This window comes from Acidobacteriota bacterium, assembly GCA_020845575.1.
Classification (GTDB): domain Bacteria; phylum Acidobacteriota; class Vicinamibacteria; order Vicinamibacterales; family Vicinamibacteraceae; genus Luteitalea.
In genome coordinates, this window is sequence record JADLFL010000012.1 from 72,835 (window position 1) to 93,454 (window position 20,620).

Here is a 20,620-nt window from a genome sequence, read left to right on the forward strand (position 1 = left end):
ATTGTCATGGTAGGGTACCGCCATGGCGATCGAACGTCGCGAGCACGCCGCGCGCGTGACCCGACTGCTGGCGCGCTTCCCCGTCGTCGCCATCCTCGGTGCCAGGCAGGTCGGCAAGACGACGCTGGCGAGGCAGGTCGCGCGGATGTCAGGCCGTCGCACCGTGTGGTTCGACCTGGAGGATCCCGCCGACAGAGCGCGCCTCACGGATCCGCGCCTCGCGCTCGCCGGGCTTCAGGGGCTCGTCGTGCTCGACGAGATCCAGTTCCGGCCCGAGCTGTTTCCGGCACTTCGGGTGCTGGCAGACAGGCGCCCGCGCCGAGTTCGCTTCCTGGTTCTCGGGAGCGCGTCGCCGTCTCTCCTGCGGCAGTCGTCCGAAACGCTGGCCGGCCGGATCGCCTACCACGAACTTCCCGGCTTCTCTCTCGACGAGGTCGGCGTCAGCCGACTCGATCGACTGTGGCTGCGCGGCGGATTCCCGCTGGCGTTCCTCGCGCGCTCCGATGCCGACAGCCTGACATGGCGACAGGCGTTCGTGAGGACGTTCGTCGAACGCGATCTGCCGTCGCTGGGTGTCGGTGTCGCCGCCGAGACGATGCGGCGATTCTGGTCGATGATCGCGCACCGCCATGCGCAGGTGTGGAACGCGTCCGAGATAGGACGTTCGTTCGGTGTCGCGGACACCACGGCGCGTGGATACCTCGACGTGCTCACCGATGCGCTCGTGGTGAGGCAACTGCGTCCGTGGTTCGAGAACATGGGCAAGCGTCAGGTGAAGGCGCCGAAGGTGTTCATCCGTGATTCGGGGCTGCTGCACACCTTGCTCAATCTCCAGACGGTGCGTGATGTCGAAGGTCATCCGTCGCTCGGCGCGTCGTGGGAGGGATTCATCATCGACCAGGTCGTCCAGCGTCTCGGAGCCGGGTCGAACGAGATCCATTTCTGGCGGACGCACACCGGCGCCGAACTCGATCTGCTCGTCGTGCGCGGCAAGCGGCGGCTGGGATTCGAGGTCAAGCGGACGTCAGCACCCGGCGTGACGCCGTCGATGCGCTCGGCGCTGAGCGATCTCGGACTGACGTCGCTCACTGTCGTACACGCTGGGGATGATTCGTTCCCGTTGATGCCGCGCATCAGAGCCGTCAGCGCATCAGCCCTGATCAGTGAACTCCACCCGTTGTAGGCAGGCGAGCCGACCAGGACGGGCGACAGGCCAAGGAGCACCCTACATCGTGATCACGATTCGTGCGGCAGGGACGCAGGATGCCCCGGCCATCTGGTCGATGCTCGAACCCGTTGTCCGTGCGGGTGAGACGTATGCGCTCGACAGGGACATGAGCGAAACTGACGCGCTCGCGTACTGGATGGGGCCTGACAAGGAGACGTTCGTCGCTGAAGACGATGGGACCGTCGTCGGCACGTACTACCCGGGACGCAATCAGGCCGGTGGCGGCAGCCACGTCTGCACCTGCGGTTACGTGACCGATCCAGCGGCGACACGACGTGGCGTGGCGCGACGGATGGGCGAGCACTCGATCGCGCATGCGCGCGCCGGGGGCTATCGCGCCATGCAGTTCGACTTCGTCGTGTCGAGCAACGAGCGAGCCGTGCGGTTGTGGCAGTCACTGGGATTCGACGTCGTCGGACGACTGCCCGGGGCTTTTCATCACCCAATGCTCGGCCCTGTCGACGCTCTCGTGATGTTCCGGTGTCTCTGAAGGAGCGGTGACGTCAGCGCATCTGTCAAAGCAGCAGCTGACAGAACAGCGCGCCGACGATGGTCATCGACATGCCCCAGGCGAACAGCGCCCTGAAGAGCCGTGTGGCATCCATTCCCTCGGGCAGGGCGGCGATGCACAGCGCGCCGAGCGTGGAGAGTGGCGACACGTCGACCAGCGCGGCGCCGACGTTGATGCTGAGTGCGATCTGTAGCGGATCGCCACCGCCGAGTCGCGTCACGAGTGCAGGAATCGTCGGCAGGAACGTCGGATAGACAACGCCCGATGTCGAGCTGTACGTCGAGATGAGCCCGGTGATGAACGCGATCGTGCCGTTGATCGAGGAAGGCGTCGCGACGGCGGCGAGCGCCGCGCTGAAGAGGTCGAGCCCGCCCGTGCCTTCGAGCACACCGACGAGTGTGCTCACGCCGCACACCAGCACGATCACCGACCATGGCACCTGCCGCAACATCGCCGCGTCGTCGGCTGCGCCGATGAGCACGAGCACGGCGGCCGTGGCGAACGCCGCGAGCCCGAGGTTCGCTCCGAACGCGACAACGGCCACGACCCACAGTGCCCCCGCGACCAGCGTGATCGCGTGACGACGCTCGAACGCCTCGGGTGGCGGCATTGCTGCTCTCTCCGTGGATCGCAACAGTCGCATGCCGCCGAACAGCCCCCATGCCAGGCCGCCGCACATGACGTGTGCCGCGAAATTGGTGGCCCACACCGTCCACCCATGACCCGCCAGCCCGATCTTCGTCATCGCGGCGTCGACGATGACGCCGACGGCGCTGAAGGGGGAGAGATTCCCGGCGTTGGCGCCGTTGCCGATCATCAGCGCCGCGAGCAGCGCCGGCACGCCGGCCCTCACGCCTGCGGCCATGCCGAGCGGGGCGAGCAGTGCCACGCTGGCGATGGCGCCGGGTCCGAGCGTGCTCACGACACAGGCGACGACGAACAGCAGCGGCGGCAGCCAGCCCGCGCGTCCGCCGCAGAGGCGGAGCGCGCGACTGGTGAGGACCGCCATCGTGCCGTTGGCCGTCATCACACCGAAGAGCAGCGTCACGCCGAGCAGCGTGAGGAAGAGCGACGACGGGAAGACGGCCATCAACGCGTCGACGCGCCAGCCCGCGGCGTACACGGCCAGCGGCCACGCCAGCGCGATGGCCAGCACGCCCACGTTCACGCGTGTGCCGAGGCTCGCCAGCATGACGAGCACCAGTGCGGCCACCGACAGCGCGGCCGGGCTCATGACTGCATCGCGATGAGGATGTGGCGCTGCACCTTGCCGAGCGCGGTCCTGGGCAGCGCGTCGACGCGGATGAAGCGGCGCGGGACCTTGAACGACGCGAGTTCGCCGCGCACGCGCGCGTCGAGTGCCGCGAGGTCGACGCCCTCGTCGCAGACGATGTAGGCCACGGGAAGTTCGCCACGAGTGTCGTCGGGCACGCCGACGACCGCCGCCTCGCGTATGCCTTCGTAGGTGGTCAGGAGATCCTCGATCTCGCGCGGGTACACGTTGAACCCGCCGCTGATGATGAGGTCGCTGCGTCGCCCCTGGAGCGTGATGTACCCATCCTTGTCACGCACGCCGATGTCGCCGGTGCGGAACCAGCCGTCGACGAACGCGGCCGCCGTGGCGTCGGGGCGGCGCCAGTATCCGGGACAGATGTTCGGCCCGCGCACCCACAGTTCGCCCGCCTCGCCATCGGCGACGACGATGCCGTCTTCCGACCGGATCTCGACGTCGATGAGAGGCAGCGGCAGGCCGACCGTTCCCGCGCGCCTATCGCCGATCAGCGGGTTGCTGACGTTCATCATCGTCTCGGTCATGCCGTAGCGCTCGAGGATCACGTGACCGAAGCGTTCCGCGAATGCCGTCAGCACATGTGCCGGGAGCGGTGCCGATCCCGAGACGAAGAGACGCATGCGTTCACCGATCGCCCGCGCGCGATCCGGCGGGGCATCGAGCAGGCGGACGTACATCGTTGGCACACCGAAGAACAGCGTGGGCCGGTAGTCGTCGAACCAGTCGAGTGCCTTGGCGTACTCGAAGCGCTCGACGAGCCGCATGTGGCATCCGCTTGCGAGCCAGCACTGCACGCCGTTGCCGAGCCCGTGTACGTGGAACAACGGGAGCGCGGCGAGGTATCGGTCGCCCGCGGTGATCCCCCACGTGGTGACGAGCGTGAGCGCGTTGGCGGCGAAGTTGCCGTGCGTGAGGATCGCGCCCTTGGCCGTCCCCGTCGTGCCTGACGTGTAGACGAGTGCCACGGGCGTGCCCGCCGTGCTGCGCACGCGTGGCGGCGTCGCGGCTGCGGCGTCGGCGTCACGCTCCAGCGCGTCGGCATCCCACACGGGCGTACCGTCCGGTACGTCCCCTGCGTGATCGGGCGTCGTGATCACGGCGACAGGAGCGGCGTCGCCGACGATGTGTCCGACCTCGCGCGCTCGATAGAGCACGTTGATCGGCACGACGATGGCGCCGAGCTTCACTGACGCGATCCAGAGATCGATGACGAGGAGACGATTGGGCAGGCAGAACGCAATCCTGTCGCCTGGGCGCAGTCCTCGCGCGTGCAGACTGGCGGCGAGGCGGTCGCTGCGGGCGTCCAGATCGCCGAAGGTGAAACTCCGGCACGTGCCGTCCTGCTGTATGACGTCGAGCGCGGGCGTCGCCGCCCGGCCGCGCAGCGAAAGGTCGTAGAGATCGAGCAATGACACGGTTCAGCGCTCCATGTAGTCCCGGTGTGCGCTCGCCTCGGCTGTCGCGGCGGCCACGTCACCCTGCAGCCGTCGAAGAGCACCGAAGAGCAAGGCACACAGAACCCAGGCTTGTCGGGTCGGCACGAGGGGTGTCGCGTTCATCGCATGAACACCAATGGGCCAGTTGTGGTTATCTGTATGCCATATTAGGCAGATGAGGCGCGATACTGCGTCTTGTGGTGACCTGTGTCAACACCAGCGAAGTTCAGAAAATGAACTTCAATAAGGTGGGTGCTGATGATTGCGAAAACGCGCGACATGCGAGGGTCGAGCACGCTGGCCAGGGGGCTCGCCGTGCTGCGTCACGTGGAAGGGATGGCGCGCCCGGCCTCGGCGACCGAGATCGCAACTGCCGTCGGCATGCATCGCGTCAGCACTCTCCGCCTCCTGCACACGCTGGAGAGCCAAGGCTTCCTGCGTCGCGATGGCGCACGACGCTACAGGCCCGTCGAGCGCCAGCGGACCGCGCGCATCGGCTATTGCGCACCACTCGCGGGCACCGCCTTCCGTCGCGCGATTGTCGAGAGTCTCCAGCGATCGGCTGCCGATGCGGGTCTCGATCTCACGACGCTCGACAACCCGGACGACGATGCGGAGACGGCGCGACACAACGCGGAACTGCTCATCGATCTTGGCGCGCGAGTCGTCATCGTGTTCCAGCCACAGCAGCGCGTGGCACACGCCCTGGCCGACGTGCTCCATCGTGCTGCCGTGCCGTTCATCTCCGTCGACTCACCCATCCCCGGTGGGTTCTACTTCGGTGCCAACAACTTCGAGGCCGGAAAGCTGGCGGGCCGTGCGCTCGGCGATTTCGCGCGGCGCACCTGGCAGGGGCGTTGTCACAGGCTCGTGCTGCTCGAAACGCATCTCGCGAGTCATGACGTCGAAGCCCGACTCAGTGGCGCGCTGGCCGGCGTGCGGGAGGTGCTGCGCGGATTCCCGGAAGAGCGTGTGCTCCACCTGGACGGCGAGGGCCAGCACGACAAGAGCCTCCAGTCGCTGCGCGCCACGCTGGAGGGATATCGGCCCGGGACGAAGACGCTCGTGTCATGTGTCAACGAGCCCGCGGCCCTGGGTGCCATCGACGCCGTGCGCGCGCTCGCGCGCGAGGCCGATGTGGCCATCGTGGGACAGAACGCGACGGCAGACGTCCATCGCGAACTGGCAGATCCTGCCAGCCCGCTGGTCGCCTCCGTGGCGTACTTCCCCGAGCGCTACGGCGGAAGACTTCTCGATCTCTGTCAACGAGTGCTCCGACGGGAGGCGGTGCCGCCCGCCGTGCTCGTCGAGCACGTCGTGCTCACGCGCGAGAACTGGCGCGAGTACTATCCGCCCGCCTGACCGACCATGGCGTCGCGGCTTGAACCGCGTGATGTCCATGGGCGCATCGGAGCGACGCGGACAGGCGATGGGCCTGGTGGCGCGGCGACACACGCCGCACAGGAACTGTCCCCATGCCTCCGACGATGCCATGTCCAGTACACCGTCCCGCAACGACTCCGATGCTTCCGATTGTCCGAAAGGTGAGGTGCTTCATGCTTCGAGCCACTCTACTCGTGCTTGTGTTCGCACCGGCGCTCCTGGCCCAGACCAGCTACGACCTGCTGCTGAAAGGCGGCCACGTCATCGATCCGAAGAATGGCATCAATGCTCTGATGGACGTGGCGGTGAAGGACGGGAGGATCGCCCGCGTGGCGGCGAACATCCCGGCCGCCGACGCCACCAGGGTGGCGGATGTGACAGGGCTGACGGTGACGCCTGGACTGATCGACATCCACGTACACGTCTATCAACGGCCCGACAACAGGGCCATGGCACGGGACAGCAACGTGCAGGCCGACGCGCACACGTTCCGCAGCGGGGTGACGACGATTGTGGACGCGGGCTCATCCGGATGGCGGGACCTGCCGGAGTTCCGCAGGCGCGTCGTGGAGAAGTCACGGACGCGGGTGCTGGCGTTCGTGAACATCTCCGGCTCCGGCATGGGACTCGACAAGGAGGATGACCTCGGCGAACTGGATGTCGAAGCGACAGTGCGCGCCGTGAAGGAACACCGTGACATCGTCGTGGGCATCAAATCGGCGCATTTCGGCGGCCCCGGCTGGGAGTCGATCGACGCGGCCGCCAGGGCGAGCCGGGCCGTCGAGATGCCGGTGATGGTGGACTTCGGCTATATGAACGACGTCCGCAACCTGACCGGTCTTCTTGCTGACAAGTTGCAGCGAGGCGATATCTACACGCACTGTTATTCCGGGCATCGTGAGGAGCTGCTTCAGGACGGCAACATCAATCCGGCGATGTTCACCGGCAGGAAGCGAGGCATCTTCTTCGACGTCGGGTTCGGCGCAGGCAGCTTCTATTGGTATGTCGCGGCTCCGGCGCTGCAGCAGGGCTTCCCACCGGACTCGATCTCCACCGATCTTCATACGGGCAGCATGAACGCCGGCATGAAGACGATGAACAACTCGATGTCTTCCGTGCTGAACCTTGGCGCCTCCCTCGCGGACGTGATCGCCATGTCCACCTGGAATCCGGCGAGACAGATCAAACGTCCCGAACTGGGCCACCTCGATGTCGGCGCCGGAGCCGACATCGCCGTGCTCCGTGTAGACGAAGGGCGGTTCGGATTCGTCGACTCCGCCGGTGCGGTGTATCCGGGCCGTCAGCGGATTGTCACCGAGCTCACGATCCGGGACGGGCGCGTGGTCTGGGATCTCAACGGCAGGACCAGCACGAGCTGGAAGGAGTTCCCGTACGACAGGAAGAAGTGGACGAAGTAGACCGTCGCCTCGCGCCGCCGCGCAGGCGAGGCCGTGAGCACGCGCGCGCTGTAGACGATGGAAACCCGACGAGCCGCCGCGAAAGTTCGTTAGGATGGACTATCGCGCGCGTGCTCCCCGGCAGCAGCGTCGCAGGGATGCCACGGTAAGCAAGGTCCTTGATGTCCGCCAAAGTCAAGCCAACGGTTCTCGTCGCCGACAACAATCTCCATACCCGCATGACCACGACGCGGGTGCTCATGCGCGACTTCGACATGGAGGTGAGCGAAGTCACCAACGGGATGGACGCCATCGAGCGTCTCAGCACGCGGGCGTTCTCGTTCCTCGTGCTCGACCTCGATCTCCCGATGATCGACGGCCTCCGCGTGCTCGAGATCCTGCGCCAGGGGCCCGACGATGCGGCGATGCCGACAGTGATCATCGCCGAATCCCCTGACGAGAGCACGGTGCGCCGCCTCATCGAGCTCGGCGTCGGGGACCTGATCCTGCGCCCGGTCGACCCGCGCGTGCTGAGCCAGCGGCTCGCCACGTTCATCCAGCGGCATCGACATGCGCTCGGGCGCGACGAGTACAAGGATGGTGGCAAGCTTGCCAAGCCCGGCGCCACGCGCGTGCTCATCGCCGACGGCGACGCGAACTTCCGCGAGTTCGTCGTGTCGACGCTTCGAGAGAAGGTGACGACCACGGAAGCCGAGACGGGCGTGGCCGCACTCAAGGCCTGTCTCGAGTCGCCACCGGATGTCGCCCTCATCGGACACGATCTCGGCCTTCTCAAGAGCGACCTGCTCGTGGCGGAGCTCCGACGCGTGCCCGCATTGCGGGGCACGCGCGTCGTGGCCATCGCTCCGCAGAATCATCTCGAGAGCGTGGTGAAGTCGGCCGCCTACGACGGCGTGCTCGTGCGGACGTACATTCCGAAGCTGTTCGGCGATCAGTTCGATCGCCTGCTCCAGCGGGCGGACGGCCTGAATCGCGCCCTGGCCCTGTATCCCGCGCTGCAGGCGCGGTTGACGAGCGCCGTCGAGCAGGTCTTCGGCATGATGCTCGGCGTCGACGTCACGCCGCTCGACGCGTCGCCGGGCAAGGAACGCGACGGAGACGCGATCTCGTGCCTGGTCGAGATCGAGGAGCTCAGCGAGCAGCTGGTCCTGCAGTTCCAGCTCACCATGCCGTTGGAACACGCGCGATTTGCGGCTGCCAGGATGCTCGGGACCTCGGACGCCGTGATCACGCCCACCGAACCAGACGCAGCTGTCAGCGAGATCGCCAATATCATCACGGGCCGCCTGCGGACGGCGTTGAACGAGCGCGGCATCAGCGTCCGCTGCGGATTGCCGACGATCCGTCATCACGCCGTGCGCGGCTGGGCGCCACCCGCCGACGGCGACGCCATCGTCGTCTTCTTCGAGGCGCACGCGCACGACCTCTGTATCTGCACGACCCTGTCCGGCAGCAACGCCGCCGGCGACAGCTCGCCCGACACGCCCGCCTGATCGTCGTTCGTCCGCTTGACGCGGCGATCGCGCCGTGCCACTGTCTCCACTATGTCAGCCAGTGGAGAGACAGGGCGTCTCGATCTGAAGTGCCTTGGGAGCAGGATCTCACCACGTCGGCTGCCGAGATCGAGATCGCAAGGTTACCTGCTGCCGCTGGACGGGTGGAACTCTGGTATCCGGGACCGATCAAGCGGCATTTACGTGCACCCGAAGACGGGCGTGATTGGCCAACAGCGCCGGCCGCGCCATGAACGCTGACGCCCTCGCCGCCATGCTGGCCGGTGCGCTGTCGGTCACGAGCGCGGCCGTGCTCGTCGCGCAGGCTCAGGTGCCGATACGAGTCATCTCGCCGCCGGGCACAACGGTTGCCGGGCCGTACAGTCCCGGCGTGTTCGCGGGTGGCTTCCTGTACGTGTCGGGGCAGGGTGGACGCGATGCGGACGGCCGGCTGCCGGACACCATCGAAGGCCAGGTGCGCCAGGCGCTGCAGCACGTGAAGGCCATCGTGGAGGCCGGCGGGCTCACGATGGCGCATGTGGTGTACAGCCAGGTCTATCTGACAGACATGGCCGACCACGACGTGATGGACCGCGTGTGGCGCGAGTTCTTCCCCACGGCGCCGCCGGCGCGCGCGGTTCTCGGCGTGTACAGCCTGCCGGCCGGCATCGCCGTCGAGATCAACGCCGTCGCGTATCGGGACCTCGAAGGCAGGCGACCGATCGTCCCACCCGGATACCCGCCGTCGTGCTCGTGGTCGCCGGGCGTGATGGCCGGCACCCGGTTGTTCCTGTCGGGATCGCCTGGCGCCGACGTGGCGACGGGGCGCGTGCCGCCGGACCCCGACGACCAGGTGCAGCTCGCGCTCGACAACATGCGGCAGATCCTGGTCGCCGCCGGACTCGACTTCCGTCACGTCGTGTTCGTGAACCCTTACATGACGAGCGCCGCCTCGCGCCGGATGAATCCCATCTACGCGAAGCACTTCGAGTTCGGCAACACGCCGGCGCGCGCGACCATCAACGTGACGAGCCTGCCAGGCGGCAACACGATCCAGTTCACGGGCGTGGCGATCGCCGACCTCTCGCGCCGCCGCGCGTTCAGGCCGAAGAACATGGCACCCAGTCCGACGGCGAGTCCGTGCGTGCTGGCCGACGACACCTACTATTGTTCGGCCAAGGGCCCGTTCACGCCTGGCCCCGCCAGACTTCAGGGCATCTGGGTGGGCAGCGTCGATGCGCAGATCCGCCAGACGATGAGGAACCTGCTCGACGGGCTTGAAGAGGCAGGGCTGGCGCTCCCGAACGTCGTCGCGACGAACGTGTATCTGGACGACATGGACGACTACGCGCGCATGAATCGCGTCTATGCCCAGTACTTCCCGGACAATCCGCCGACGCGGACGACCATCGCGCAGGTGGCCCCGACCGACCGCACGTCCAGTAGCGGCGACACGTATCCAGGCCTCGAGCAGATTTCGCTGATTGGGGTGAAATGACGTACGCCCCGAGATGCGGATCGCCCGCGCGGTTCCAGCGATCAGGCGGGCAGCACGTTCGCGTTGAGGCGGAACAGGTTGTCCGGGTCGTACTGCTTCTTGACCGCGACCATGCGGGGAAAGTTCTCTCGATAGTTCGCGTTCAGGACGGCGCGTGTCTCGTCGTTGACTTCGTTGATGTAGAAGCCGCTGGTCAAGGGCTCGATGGCTCCCCAGTACTTGCGCGCCCACCCCATGTGCGGCGCGCCATCGTCGCCGACCTTCCATGACACGGCGGCCATCAAGGCGTGTTGAGCATGGCGGTGCGGAAAAGCCGCCGCGCCGACCGGCTGCCTGCCGATGGCACCGCCGGCGTGCTGGGTGAAGACGGCGGTGGAGCGGACCGGATGTCCCTCGAACCCGTCGATGATGCCGGAGATCAGTTGCTCGCTGATGCCGGTCGTGAACCCGCTCTTCATGTACTCGCCCATCCCGCGCACGTCGGTGTCGTCGCCCGAACGCTGGACGTCCACGTAGCGCTGCGCCTTGATCGTGTCGGCGATGGGCGTCCCGAGCGTGCGCAACGGCGCGAGGTCGCGATCGGCGTTGTCGCCGCAGTAGCAGACGTGCAGCAGTGCGATGCCGTCCTTGCCGCCGGGAGGCTGCGCCATGACGAAGTCCACGTAGACCTCGTCGGACGCCCTGGCGGAGAACTCGGCGTAGAAGCGCAGCACCTCGCGCGCCTTCGCGATCGGAAAGACCAGGTCGCCGGCCGTGACGGTGCCGCCGAACGGATGCAACTGGAACTCGAAGCTGGTGACGACGCCGAAGTTGCCGCCGCCGCCGCGTACACCCCAGTAGAGGTCGGCGTTCTCATCCTTGTCTGCGTGACGGACAGAGCCGTCGGCGCAGACCACGTCCACACCGACAACGTTGTCGACAGCGAGGCCGTACCTGCGCGCCAGCCGGCCGAACCCGCCGCCCGTCGTGAGGCCGCCGACGCCGGTATGCGAGACCGTGCCGAGCGGCGTCACCATGCCGTCTGCCGCTGCTTCGTGATCGACGAGACCGAGCAGCGAACCACCCTCGACGTACGCACGCCTGGTCCTGGTGTCCACCCTGACGCCACGCATGCCGGACAGGTCGATCATCATGCCCTTGTCGCACGTGGACAGACCCGAGAAGCTGTGGCCACCGCACTTCACGGCCACGAGCAGGCCGTGCGCGGCAGCAAAACTCACGGCCGTGCGGACGTCGGCGGTTCCAGTCGGCCGGACGATGAGCGCCGGACGCCTGTCGATCGCCGGGTTCAGCACGCGCCGGGCGGCCTCGTACCCGGGAGACGACGACAGCAGCGTCGGGCCACGGAGGCTTGCGGCCAGATCCTTGATGGCTGCCGCCGGCAACGTGACGGCACGACCGTCACCACGCACCGCATCGAGATCGGCCATCGTCGCCGGTGCGGCCTGATATGCACGGCTGAACGCAAGGCGTGGGGCGAGCGGAACGAACCCGGCGACAGCCGCGGCCGACTGAAGGAATGCGCGTCGATGCATGGTGGGGCTCCCGATGAGTCAACGCTGCGACCCAGGCAACCGAACGGCTGAGCTGCGGACCTTGTCCGGCGAGGGGCGCATGTCCGGATCGCGCCGTGCTTTGCGTATCCACCGATAGAGGAGGGCTGTCACGGAGACGGCCCCGCCGGAGACCGGAATGCCTTACGTACGAACCACTGCGGCGGGCCTGCTGACTGCAGTCACGCTGATTGTCTCGACCGTGAGCCTGACAGGCTCACAGCAGGATACGTCCAGCACCATGCTGGTCCTCGATGCCTCGGGTTCCATGTGGGCCCAGGTCGGGGGCCGCACGAAGATCGCGATCGCACGCGACGCCGTCGATACGATGGTCTCGACGTGGCGGGGCGGTGACCTCGGCCTCATGGCGTACGGTCACAATCGCAAGGGCGACTGCAACGACATCGAAGTCCTGCACCCGATCGGCCGTGCGGACGCGGCCGCCATGCGCCGCACCGTCGGGGGCCTGAATCCCAGGGGCATGACACCCATCTCCGCCTCGGTCCGCCAGGCGGCAAACCTGCTGCGCTTGTCCGAACGGAAGGCGACAGTGATCCTGATCAGCGACGGCGAAGAGACATGCGGCGCCGATCCCTGCGCCGTCGGCAAGGAACTGGAAGCCATCGGTGTCGATTTCACCGCCCACGTCGTCGGCTTCGACATCGCCCGCGGCAGTCGCGCACGCCAGCAGCTCGAATGCCTGGCGGCAAGCACGGGCGGGCGCTATCTTGACGCGCGCGACGCGCGTGAGCTCTCCGAGGCCCTCGCTGACGTCGCCGCCGCGTCGAGTGGCCCGCTGACCGGCGCACAGGAGTGGTTGCCCGGGTATTCACTGGGGTGGGTGGCGGGCACGGTCGTCGACGGCGTCGAGGACAACCACGCGACGCGCAGCGTAGCGTTCAGCGTCGAACAGACCGCCAGGGACTGCCAGACGCTGTGCAACGGCGAGGCAGGTTGCGCCGGCTGGCACTATGAGCCCACCGGGAGCTATTTCATCGACCATCCGCGCTGCTTTCTCAAGGGGTACACGGCCCCTCTGCGATTGGAGAAGCAGGACGACAACTGGATCGCGGGCGTCAAGCCGGGCGCCAGGATCGTGATGGAGCAGCCATGAACCTGTGGCGGTGCTTTCCGATCGCGCGTCGTGCCGTGCTCGTCGTGGCGTTGACGGGCGTTGCGTGCGGAGCAACGGGATCGGATGCAGGCAGTGTCACCGACGCCGGTGTGGCCGATGCAGCGGCAAGGGTCGCGGCGCCAGTCGAGGCCGCACTGCAACCCGGCCAGCGCGTGCAGGGAACCCTCGTCGTGGACTGGGGGGCTGGTGACGTCATGTATCGGTCCGTTGCGACGGTCATCGATGCCGATCTCGGCCGCAAGACAGCGGAGCGATTGCAGACCGCGGAGGGACAGCGCGATCTGGACCGCGCGAAGGAACGGGTGGGTGGCGGCGTGCGCGTGGGTGCCGATGACGTGCAGGCCATTGCCGAACAGTTCGCCGGGACGACGCGATACACCTCCGAGATTCGCGCTGTGTCGATCATCAAGATGCGTCAGGTGACGCTCAACGGCACGGCAGTAGACGGGACGCAGGTCACCCTGACGTTCAGCGTCGGCCTGACTGACGCGACGGTACGCGCCGCGGCACTCGACTACACTCCGGACGCACGACGCCTGACGCAGTCGCTCACGAGCACCGTCGACGGTGGTGGACCCGTGACCGTGGAGATCGACCGATTCGAGCGGGTGAGCGACGATACGTGGTCGATCGCGGGGCGATTCACGAGCGGTGTCCTGCTGCCCGGCGTGCTGGCACGCGACCTGGCAGGCCGGCGCATCGAAGGTGTGCGCGGCAGGTTCGACGTGACGGAGGTGCACGTTCGCGCCGGTTTGTAGCGCGCGTGCGGCCCGTGCCGCGGGTCCGTGAGGCGGCGACCAAGACCATGCAAGAGAGCGACGTGCGAGACGAGACGTGGGTGCGAATCGAGGCGCTGTTGGACGCGGCCCTCGATGTGCCCACCGACATGCGTGAGGCGTGGTTGCGAGGGCAATCCGCGCCATCGGGCATCGTCGCCGAGGTCGCTCGGCTGCTGCAGGCCGTCGAGCTCGGACGCGACTTCCTGGAAGCACCCTCGTCCGGGCAGGCCTCCAGCGATGCACGGCCGTACAGCCTCGACCCAGGCGACAGGGCGGGCGTCTGGCGCGTCGTGCGCGCGATCGGGCGCGGTGGCATGGGCGAGGTCTACGAAGTGGCGCGCGACGACGGCCAGTTCGCGCAGCGCGCCGCGCTCAAACTGCTCGGCCACGTCGCGCCAGGTGCCTGGGAACGCTTCGAGACCGAGCGTCGCATCCTCGCCAGGCTGGAGCACCCCGGCATCGCCCGTCTGATCGACGGCGGACATCTCGACGCCGGGCGGCCGTACATGGTGATGGAGTACGTGGACGGCGTCGCCGTCCACGAGTGGTGCACGGTGCATCGCGCGTCGGTCGACGATGCCGTGGCGGTCGTGCTCGACGCGTGCGACGCGCTGGCGTACGCGCACAGTCGACTGGTCGTGCACCGCGATCTCAAGCCCTCGAATCTGCTCGTGGACGAGCGCGGGCGTGTCCGGCTCATCGACTTCGGGGTTGCGTTGCTGACCGACGCGGTCGATGGCGACGACCGTCGTGCGCCGCTGAGTCTGGGCTACGCGGCTCCCGAACAGTTGGCGGGGCGTCCCGTCGGCACGGCAGCCGATGTCTACGGGATCGCCGCCGTGCTCCATCGACTGCTCACCGGCCAGGCGCCGTACGGCAGCGGCCTGCCGTCCGCGCTGGCCGCCATGCAGGGCGCGGACCTGCGCGTCGCGCCGCTGCGTGAGCGAGCCGTGGCGCGGCCGGACTCGCGTCGCGCGCGCCGTCTGCTCGACGACCTCGACGCGATCCTCGCGCGGGCGATCCAGCCGGACCCGGCCGATCGGTATCCGACACTGGAGGCGTTGGCCGGCGATCTGCGGCGCGCCCAGCGAGGCGCCGTGGTCGACGCCCGGTCAGGCGAGTCAGGCTATCGGCTTCGGCGGGTGGCCTATCAGTATCGGTGGCGATTCACGACGCTGGCAGCCGTCATCGGCAGTCTTGGTGTGGGACTGGGCGTGGCCGTGTGGCAGGCACGAGAGGCCGCGCATCAGCGCGACGCGGCACTGCGCGAGCAGGCGCGCCTCGAGGCCGTGCAGCAGGCGGTGTTCCACATGTTCCGCAGCGCTGGTGCACTCAAGGGCAGCGATGCGAGCGCCGCCGATGTGCTCGACAACGCGGCGCAGCGCATCGTCCACGAGTTTGCGCGCGAGCCGGGCGACGCCGCGCCGGTGCTGCACACGCTTGGTGAACTGTACTTCCTCATCACCGACTACGAAGCGGCCGAACCGCTGCTGCGGCGTCTGGCCGACGCGGATCCTGCCGAGGTGGACCCGGCGTTGATCGCCGCTGGCCGCTACGACCTGGCGCAGGTACGCCTGCAGCAGGGACGTGCGGATGACGCGCACGCGCTGCTTGCCGAGGCGCAGGCGTTCTGGTCGGCCGACTCCCGTCGCTGGCGATCGCGGCTCGTCGACAGTCGCCTGCTCGAAGCGCAGTTGCTGCGCCAGGCCGGTCGGGCCGACGAAGCGGTGCAGTTGCTGCGTGATGGCCTGATCGAGCGCATCGCGCTGAGTGGAGCCCATCATCGGGAGACAGGTGTGTTCCACAACAACATCGGCGTCGCGTTGTTCGGCCAGGGACGGCTCGACGAGGCCCGGGAGGCATTCGTCGCGGCTGGTGGCGTGTGGCAGGCGAGCGGACTCGATCAGTCGCCGGACGCCCTGAACACGCTGAACAACTGGGGCGCTGTCGAAGTGGCGTCAGGACACCCGGCCGCCGCCGAGCCGCTGCTGGCACGCGCGGTGGACCTGCGCCGCCGCCAGTACGGACCCTCGGCAGCCACGGCGGCCCTGCTCAGCAATTACGGCAAGACGCGCCTGCAGCGCGGCGACGCGGTGGGCGCGCTGCCGCTGTTGCGTGAAGCCGAGACGATGGGCGCGCAGTACGCCGGCGTCGGCAGTCTGCATCATGCGGCTGCCGCCGCAGGCGTTGTCGAGGCGTCACTGGCCGTGGGAGACGTTGCCGGGGCCGAACGCACCGCACGTGCGGCACATGCCGCGGCCCGGAGTACGCTCGGTGCCGAGCATCCCGGCGCTGTGATGGCGACGCTCGCGCTCGCGCGCGTGAGGGCCGCCCAGGGACACGTCGGGGAAGCGACGCGACGTCTCGCCGACGCCGAGCGCGCGTCAGCCGGTCTCGGTGCGCAGGGGCAGCGCTTCATCGCGCAGGCGGCCGACATCAGGACGCGCTACCGTCTGACGGCGACAGCGCCGTGAACAGCCACGCCTTGGCCTTGACCCAGTCGCGACGGACGGTCCGTTCCGTGACGCCGAGGACGCGCGCGGTTTCGGCATCGGAATAGCCGCCGAAGAACCGGCACTCGACCACGCGGGTCAGGCGCGGATTCAATGCGGACAATCGAACGAGCGCGTCATCGAGCTCCACCAGCCGCTCGTCGCTCTCCCAGAATGGTTCGGCGTCGGGATGGTCCTCGAGTGCGTCGACCATGCCGGCGCCGCGCTTGTGCGCCAGCTTGCGCCGTGCGTGATCGACCAGCGCCTGGCGCATGGCCAGGGCCGCCGCGTGCAGGAAGTGCCGCTCGTCACGCCAGCCCGGACCCGCCTGCAGACGCAGATAGGCTTCATGGACGAGCGCCGTCGTGCGGAGCGTCTCGCCGGCGCCAACCCGACGACGCTCGCGCCGAGCGGACGTCCGAAGGGCGTCGATGAGCATCGGCATCAACTCCGCGGCAATCGCCAGCACCTCCGGTGGATGGGTCACAGCCGGCATGCGGATGGGATTCTACGTCGTGCCCCGGTCGTGCCTGGTCAGATAGACTGGCGCCTTCGATCCGTGAGGAGGTGTCATGCACTCGACCGACAATCGTGGCCGTGTGGCCGCGCTATTTCTTTCTGCCGCTCTCGCCACCGCGGCGTGCGGCGGCACGCCCACCCCATCCACCCCGCGCAGCGCGGATCTCGCGCTCGTGAACGTGAACGTCCTGCCCATGGACGAGGAACGCGTCCTCACCGGACAGACGCTCCTCATCGAGGCCGGCCGCATCGTCGAGATGGGCCCGGCGGCGGATGTCGTCGTGCCTGATGGCGCCCGGGTCGTGCAACTCGACGGCAAGTACGTCCTGCCCGGGCTCGGCGAGATGCACGGGCACCTGGCAGGGCCGAATGCCGAGATGAACGACCGCATCGTGCGCCTCAACGTGGCGCACGGCATCCTCACCGTGCGGAGCATGCTCGGCCACCCGGCGCAACTCGAATTGCGTGACCGCATTGCGCGCGGTGAGGTGCCGGGGCCGCGGATCTACACGTCGGGGCCGTCTGCCAACGGCAACACGGCGACCACCGCCGAACAGGGCGCGCAGCTCGCCCGCGAGCAGCACGCCGCCGGCTACGACCTCATCAAAATCCATCCCGGCGTCACGCGCGAAGCGTTCGACGCGATGGCAACGACCGCGAAGAGCGTCGGCATTCCGTTCGCCGGACACGTACCCGCTGCCGTCGGCGTCCACCATGCGATAGCATCTGGTTACAGATCCATCGATCACCTCGACGGCTACGCGGAGGCCGCCGTTCGCGATGGTGTGCCGCTCGAGGGCGTGCCTGTCGGGTTCTTCGGCAGTCAGATCGCCCAGCATCTGGACGATGCGAAGATCCCGGCGCTTGTCGAGAAGACCAAGGCGGCCGGCGTGTGGGTGGTGCCGACCGAGACGCTCCTCATCCGCTTTCTCGACGAGCGCTCACCCGAGGAGTCGGTGTCGCGGCCCGAGATGGCGTGGCTGCCCGCGGAGATGGCGACCAACTGGGCCAACGCGCGACGCAGCTTCCAGGCGGGGCCGCAGTTCTCGACGCGCGAGAACCGTGCGCGCCTCATGGCGTTCCGCTCGACATTGATCAAGGCGTTGCAGGCGCAGGGTGTCGGCATCCTGCTCGGCGCCGACGCGCCGCAGGTCAACAACATTCCCGGGCTCGCGACGCACGAGGAACTGCACGCGGTGGTGCGCGCCGGGCTGACGCCCTATCAGGCGCTGGTGTCGGGCACCCGCAACGTCGCTGTGTACTTCGGCACCCAGGCCGACAGCGGTACCGTGGCGACGGGCAAGCTCGCCAACCTGCTGGTGCTCGACGCGAACCCGCTCGACGACATCACCAACTCGCTCCGCCGCACGGGCGTCGTGTTGAACGGCACATGGCACGACCGCGACGCGCTGGACCGCCTGCTCGAGCCGTAGCGCATCGGCCGGCGTCCCTCGCGCACGAGGACGCCGGCTCTCATCCTGCATGATGTCGACTGGCGTCCCGTCTGCGTCACCGTCGGGCGCGTGCGGTCGCGCCAGACGCCACTCACGCAGTCGCACCGCACGCTCCGCCGGCGGAACGCCCTCGCGGATGAGCCGCAGCTCGACGAGCTGTTGGCCGACGTCGAAGAGCTCCAGCGCCAGGCGAAGGCGCGCGGCGGGGGAGCCACTCATGGCGCCATGTAGTGGCCGGAGGCCTGGTCACGTGGCTGGGCGAACTATCGCATCGTGACGGGCACTATCGAGCGATCCGCTCGATACTCCAGCGGCTGAATGGCGATCTGCCGCTGTCCGCGATAGGGGCCGTCTCCGTCATGGCCTTCCCAGCGGTGATAGGCGATGTGCCAGTGTCCGTCCGCAGGGTCCTTCAAGAAAGCGTGATGGCCAGGTCCCTTGTAACGGACGTCACTGACGAGGATCGGTCCTTGATATGTCCACGGGCCGATCGGTGAGGCGGCGGTGGCGTAGTGGACCGAGTAGGAAGCGTGCCGCCACGAGCCTGACGAATAGGACAGGTAGTAGAGCCCACCGCGTTCGTGCATGAACGCGCCCTCGGTGAACCGGGGCGGGGTTGCCACCGGCACCTCGCGGTCGATGGTGACCATGTCCGGCTTCAGCACCCAGACGCGCAGCGTCGCACCCGCGCTGCCGCCGGCGTACAGATAGCGGACGCCGTCTCGGGGATCGATGAAGACCGCCGGGTCTATCGCTTCGAATCCATCGCCGCCGGTGACGAGCGGTCTGCCGCTGTCCGAGCAGGGACCACCAGGTCCGTCGCAGACCGCGACGCCGATCCGACTGGGCGTCGGGTTCTGCGGGCCGACCGAGAAGTAGAGATAGTGGCGGCCGTTGGCGGCGATCATGTCTGGCGCCCACAGCCAGTGCCGCTCCGCGCCATCGTCCCTGATCCAGCGAATGGCGTCGAGCCGAAGCAGCTCCGGCCCCCGCCGCCACTCCTTCATGTCGGTGGAGGTCCAGGTGTACAGGCGTTCCGCGCCGCCTTCGCCGCTGTTGGTCGGGTATATCCAGTAGCGGCCGTCCGCGACCTCGATATCCGGATCGGCGCCGGCGAACAAGGCGGGCACGGCTTGTCCCCCGAAGCCCGGAGGGCGAAGGGGGATCTGCGCCACCCCAATCCCCACCGCACCGGCGAGCGTGGCCGCGACGACGGCCATCCGTGTGCCGCCGCAGTTTCTCAGCGATCCAGCCATTGCTCGAGCAACGTTGACAGTCGCGTACCCGCGTGGTCGACCGCATCCGGGAACGACCGGCGCGTTTGGTCGGCGAGGCGGAGGGCATCGTCGCGCTGGCCGGACTCGGCGTAGTGGCGTGCGAGGAGCGCGCGGGCGAGCGCGCCGGTCTGGACGCCGTCGCCATACCAGGATTCATTGAAGTCGGCGATGACACGCTTCAGGAGGGCTTCACGTTCGGCGCCGCGTGACGATTGGGCAAGATAGAGCAGGGCGCAGCCCGCGCGGTTGGAGGCGGGATACTTCTCGACGAGATCGAGCAGGCTGGTGCGCGCCTCTGGTGATCCCGGGCTGCGGCTGGCGCCCTGATACAGCCTCTCGATCTGACGGAGTTCGTCGGTCGTGAACCGCTTCGTGTCCAGGCGCATCCGCGTCTGCGCCTGTTCGTGCAGGCGTGTCAGATTCGCGATGTCGGCCGAGGAGAACCCCGTGAGCCGCGATTCGAACTCGGTGACCATGCGGTCGAAGTCGTCGCCGTAGATCGCACGCGCCTCCTCCGGAGTCTGCCGTGCGAGCAGACGCAGGAAGCGCTCGCGTCCGCCACCCCGCACGAGGTGCTCGACGAATGCGCCAGCGATCGGATACACGACGTCCTCCGGCAACGACCCGCCCCGCGACCACAGGGACGCGATCACCGGAGGCCGTGCGCCCACACGTTTCGCGGCGGCCTGTGCGGCGGCGACGCGATCGCGTCCCGAGAGGTCGAAGGCGACCGCGGTGCCTTCCTCGAGAAAGCGCGACGTCTGCGCAGGCTTCGCCGCGTGGTAGGCGAGCACGTGGGCGAGCTCGTGTCCGCGTGTCTGGTTCACTGCGGCGTGGATGAGCAGTTGCTCCGGTTCTGCGAAGCCGACCGGCCGGCCGAGGATGCGGCGAACGTCGGCGCCTTCATTCCAGGCATAGAACTCGATCCTGCCGGGCAGGGTGACCGCGAAGAACCGCTGCAGTTCGTCGAATGCCTCCTGCAGGCGCTTGGCGAATGCCTGCGGTTCGACGCTCGTGTCCGGCGGGACATGGAGACGGACGTGTTCCGTCTCGACCGTGGACCAGCCGGTGAACGTCTGCTCGGCTGCGGCATCGGCGCGCGCGGTCACCAAGGTGAGGAGCAACAGAGCGGCGACGCGCATCGCGGAGAGTA

At 68.0% G+C, this 20,620-nt stretch carries 17 protein-coding genes; 11 read left to right on the top strand and 6 right to left on the bottom strand.

Annotated features, from left to right (window positions below; genetic code table 11):
• Positions 1 to 22 precede the first annotated feature (22 nt).
• Positions 23 to 1,183 (top strand): ATP-binding protein, encoded by a 1,161-nt coding sequence (locus tag IT182_02575; protein MCC6162213.1) that lies wholly within the window; start codon positions 23 to 25, stop codon positions 1,181 to 1,183.
• 52 nt (positions 1,184 to 1,235) lie between these two features.
• Positions 1,236 to 1,718 (top strand): GNAT family N-acetyltransferase, encoded by a 483-nt coding sequence (locus IT182_02580; GenBank protein ID MCC6162214.1) that lies wholly within the window; start codon positions 1,236 to 1,238, stop codon positions 1,716 to 1,718.
• Positions 1,719 to 1,743: 25 nt separating this feature from the next.
• On the opposite strand, the gene IT182_02585 is transcribed toward IT182_02580, so the two are convergent.
• Positions 1,744 to 2,973, bottom strand: coding sequence for a hypothetical protein (locus IT182_02585; GenBank protein ID MCC6162215.1), 1,230 nt, complete (start codon positions 2,971 to 2,973; stop codon positions 1,744 to 1,746).
• A complete protein-coding gene (locus tag IT182_02590; protein ID MCC6162216.1) occupies positions 2,970 to 4,445 on the bottom strand; it encodes an AMP-binding protein in 1,476 nt (491 codons plus the stop codon). The genes IT182_02585 and IT182_02590 overlap by 4 nt, the downstream gene beginning before the upstream one ends.
• A gap of 279 nt (positions 4,446 to 4,724) precedes the next feature.
• Here IT182_02590 and IT182_02595 point away from each other — a divergent pair, with 279 nt between their 5' ends.
• The 4 genes from IT182_02595 (at position 4,725) to IT182_02610 (ending at position 10,258) form a co-directional block, all read left to right on the top strand.
• Positions 4,725 to 5,828 (top strand): substrate-binding domain-containing protein, encoded by a 1,104-nt coding sequence (locus tag IT182_02595; GenBank protein ID MCC6162217.1) that lies wholly within the window; start codon positions 4,725 to 4,727, stop codon positions 5,826 to 5,828.
• A 194-nt stretch (positions 5,829 to 6,022) separates the two neighbouring features.
• A complete protein-coding gene (locus tag IT182_02600) occupies positions 6,023 to 7,267 on the top strand; it encodes an amidohydrolase/deacetylase family metallohydrolase (GenBank protein MCC6162218.1) in 1,245 nt (414 codons plus the stop codon).
• A gap of 161 nt (positions 7,268 to 7,428) precedes the next feature.
• Positions 7,429 to 8,760 (top strand): response regulator, encoded by a 1,332-nt coding sequence (locus IT182_02605; GenBank protein MCC6162219.1) that lies wholly within the window; start codon positions 7,429 to 7,431, stop codon positions 8,758 to 8,760.
• Between the two features lie 250 nt (positions 8,761 to 9,010).
• Positions 9,011 to 10,258 (top strand): RidA family protein, encoded by a 1,248-nt coding sequence (locus IT182_02610; GenBank protein MCC6162220.1) that lies wholly within the window; start codon positions 9,011 to 9,013, stop codon positions 10,256 to 10,258.
• 41 nt (positions 10,259 to 10,299) lie between these two features.
• On the opposite strand, the gene IT182_02615 is transcribed toward IT182_02610, so the two are convergent.
• The gene (locus IT182_02615) at positions 10,300 to 11,793 is read right to left on the bottom strand and encodes an FAD-binding oxidoreductase (GenBank protein ID MCC6162221.1); all 1,494 of its coding nucleotides are present in this window, start codon (positions 11,791 to 11,793) and stop codon (positions 10,300 to 10,302) included.
• A 259-nt stretch (positions 11,794 to 12,052) separates the two neighbouring features.
• On the opposite strand from IT182_02615, the gene IT182_02620 reads away from it, so the two are divergent.
• Genes IT182_02620 through IT182_02630 form a run of 3 tightly spaced genes read left to right on the top strand, consistent with a single transcriptional unit; the run spans position 12,053 to position 16,199 of the window.
• Complete coding sequence (locus tag IT182_02620; protein MCC6162222.1) at positions 12,053 to 12,925, top strand: VWA domain-containing protein; 873 nt, start codon at positions 12,053 to 12,055, stop codon at positions 12,923 to 12,925.
• Positions 12,922 to 13,704: a hypothetical protein gene (locus tag IT182_02625; protein ID MCC6162223.1), complete on the top strand. Its 783-nt coding sequence runs from the start codon at positions 12,922 to 12,924 to the stop codon at positions 13,702 to 13,704. The genes IT182_02620 and IT182_02625 overlap by 4 nt, the downstream gene beginning before the upstream one ends.
• A gap of 47 nt (positions 13,705 to 13,751) precedes the next feature.
• Entirely contained in the window at positions 13,752 to 16,199 is a 2,448-nt protein-coding gene (locus IT182_02630; protein MCC6162224.1) for a serine/threonine protein kinase, read from the top strand.
• Here IT182_02630 and IT182_02635 read toward each other — a convergent pair.
• Positions 16,162 to 16,713: a sigma-70 family RNA polymerase sigma factor gene (locus IT182_02635; GenBank protein MCC6162225.1), complete on the bottom strand. Its 552-nt coding sequence runs from the start codon at positions 16,711 to 16,713 to the stop codon at positions 16,162 to 16,164. The two genes, IT182_02630 and IT182_02635, sit on opposite strands and share 38 nt — an antisense overlap.
• 76 nt (positions 16,714 to 16,789) lie before the next feature.
• Between IT182_02635 and IT182_02640 the strand changes: the two genes are divergently transcribed.
• Positions 16,790 to 18,169 carry an amidohydrolase family protein gene (locus IT182_02640; protein ID MCC6162226.1) on the top strand — a complete coding sequence of 460 codons (1,380 nt, stop codon included), beginning with the start codon at positions 16,790 to 16,792 and terminating at the stop codon, positions 18,167 to 18,169.
• Positions 18,170 to 18,259: 90 nt separating this feature from the next.
• Complete coding sequence (locus tag IT182_02645; GenBank protein ID MCC6162227.1) at positions 18,260 to 18,421, top strand: hypothetical protein; 162 nt, start codon at positions 18,260 to 18,262, stop codon at positions 18,419 to 18,421.
• Between the two features lie 32 nt (positions 18,422 to 18,453).
• On the opposite strand, the gene IT182_02650 is transcribed toward IT182_02645, so the two are convergent.
• Positions 18,454 to 19,410 (bottom strand): family 43 glycosylhydrolase, encoded by a 957-nt coding sequence (locus IT182_02650; GenBank protein ID MCC6162228.1) that lies wholly within the window; start codon positions 19,408 to 19,410, stop codon positions 18,454 to 18,456.
• A 20-nt stretch (positions 19,411 to 19,430) separates the two neighbouring features.
• Positions 19,431 to 20,609, bottom strand: coding sequence for a hypothetical protein (locus IT182_02655; GenBank protein MCC6162229.1), 1,179 nt, complete (start codon positions 20,607 to 20,609; stop codon positions 19,431 to 19,433).
• Positions 20,610 to 20,620 lie beyond the last annotated feature (11 nt).